This window comes from Binatus sp. (SeqCode), from assembly GCF_036522015.1.
Lineage (GTDB): Bacteria > Desulfobacterota > Binatia > Binatales > Binataceae > Binatus.
The window spans coordinates 1-2,310 of record NZ_DATDGQ010000047.1 but is presented as its reverse complement, the minus strand read 5'-3'; the positions used below and the strand labels follow the sequence as shown (position 1 = coordinate 2,310).

Below are 2,310 nucleotides of genomic sequence, written 5' to 3'. Positions count from 1 at the left end.
ATTCGCGAGATCTCCTCGCGTGGCACGCCTACGTCGCGCAGCCGCGATGGCACCTCGAACTTGCCGATGAACCTGGCCGTGCGGTCGGCGCATTCCATCGCCGCCGACCCTGGACTGCTCGCGTCGAAGCGCACGTCGAATCCGTCGGCGATTGGCGCGAAGCGGTCTGCCGCGACGCCCGCCATGAAGCGCATCACGTGCGGCAGCGTGATGCATGACGTGACGCCGTGCGGGACGTTCCACATCGGTCCGATCTGATGTCCCAGCGCGTGCGAGATTCCGCCGCGCGTGTTCGACATGCCGAAAATCGAAAGCCACGCCGCGAGCTGGCATTGCACGCGATGCTCCAGTTCGTCATCGCCATGCGTTTGCAGCGATGGCAGCAGATGCGCGTTCAGTAGCGCGATCGCTTTCGTCGCGAGCGTGTCGGTAACCAACTGATGCCGCGTCGAGTACGAACCTTCGACCGCGTGATCGAGCGCGCGCATTCCGGTTGACGCCCACAGCCATGCCGGAGTTTCCGCAGTCAGCGACGGATCGAGGATCACCACCCTGGCTTGCAAGCGCGGGTCGGCCACGCCGCCCTTCACCTTGGTCGATTCGTCGGTGACGCCGCCTGCGGGCGTGAATTCGCCGGCCGACAACGTGGTCGGAATCGCGATATGCAGAATCTCACCGCCGCCCACACCCTCCGCTGCGCCGCCGGCGAAATCGATAGTGCGCGAGCCGGCGCGACCGCCCATCAATTGCCACGCCGCGTTCTTCACCGTGTCGATCGGACTGCCACCGCCGAAGCTCACCATCGCATCGGCGCCGACGCGGCGCGCCTCTGCCACCAACTCGGTCACAGTCTGCGACGGCACATGCTGCGCGGCGCCGGTAAATACTCCCGCGAGCGCGGAACCCGCCGCACTCTTGACCTTGTCCAGCAGTTTCGAGTGGCCGAGCGTTTTGCCGGTCACGATCAGAGCGCGCTTCGCTCCGCGCCGCGACAATTCGCGGCTGAGTGCTTCAACCTTGCCGACGCCGAAGACGACAGTCTCGAGCCGCGTGAAATGATATTCGCCAGCGGTCTTGTCCATTTAATTATCTCCTAAAGTTGCGATGCCGATCGGGCAGGGCGAAGACTATTTCGTAGTCGATTACTCCTCGCTCAATTCATGTCGCCAAGGTCAAAGCGTCTTCTTCAGAAAATAGTGGCTATGGCCTTTGGGATGATTCTCCAGCGTTCCGAAGACCTTGTAGCCAAGTTTCTCGTAAAGCGGTCGCGCCTGGAAGCTGAACGTGTCGAGATAGGAGTTGAGGCATCCACGTTGGATTGCCATTTGCTCGATCGCAGTCATCAGTTTGGTCGCATAACCCTTTCCGCGCAGCGCAGGATCGACCCATACGTCGGAAACGTAGAGCCATAGGCCCCAGGTGTTGCCGAGCGCGCCACCCAGGATCTCACCGTCTTCGTCTCTCAGAAAAAAATTCGCCGCAAACCACATCTGCTCTGGCAGACCTATCGCCGCACTGGCGTGGGTCTGGATGCCGCGACTGACGGTCTCCATAACGTCGCCGGAAGCATAGGGCTGCATCACGATGTTCGCGCGATCGCGCCGAGCGCCGCCATCATCGATTCCGGACAACGTTTGCTTCGCCGGGAAGTAGCGATTGTGGCCCTTCGATGGATGGTCACCTAGCTCGGCGAACACGCGGTAGCCCAGCTTTTCGTATAGCGGCCTGGACTCATAGCTCGCGGTCTGAAGAAACGACGCGACGCATCCTTTTGCAATTGCGTATCGCTCGGCGGCGGCCATGAGCTGGGTCGCATAGCCACGCCCGCGCCACATCTTATCGACCCACAAGGATCGTATGTGCAACCACCCGCCTACAATATTTCCGATGAGGCCGCCGGAGACGCTATTGCTAGTGTCCTTGACGAGAAACACCACCGGGTAGAACTCGACGATGCCGGTGGCCGCGGTATTGTAGTTGCGCAGCCTCCGCACGATCGCTTCGATCCAGGCTTTTGGAGGATTCTGCTCGGCGACGATGCCTGGAGCACTCATAGGACTCAGCTCATTTCCTTCGCGGGCATTTCGGCGGTGTCAGACGTCATATCTGGTGCTCCTTGGAACCTGCGATTATGCACCGCGCGTGAGCTCGATGGCTAGTTGTTCCGTTCGCGGCACCCGGCCATATTGTGCGAGGCGCAAGTCGGCAGCCCTGACGAGCAAGGAGTCTTGATGCGGCGTTTTCTGAGAATCGCGGCTATCGCTATCGGCACGATTGTTACAACTGCGCTGGTCGCCTTCGTGTTCCTCC

General features: G+C 61.0%; 2 protein-coding genes. Both read right to left on the bottom strand.

Annotated features, from left to right (window positions below):
• Positions 1–1,082: iron-containing alcohol dehydrogenase (locus tag VIW95_RS01970; protein ID WP_331583487.1), on the bottom strand; the 1,082-nt coding region annotated here is incomplete at its 3' end.
• A 90-nt stretch (positions 1,083–1,172) separates the two neighbouring features.
• Positions 1,173–2,054: a GNAT family N-acetyltransferase gene (locus VIW95_RS01965; protein WP_331583485.1), complete on the bottom strand. Its 882-nt coding sequence runs from the start codon at positions 2,052–2,054 to the stop codon at positions 1,173–1,175.
• Positions 2,055–2,310 lie beyond the last annotated feature (256 nt).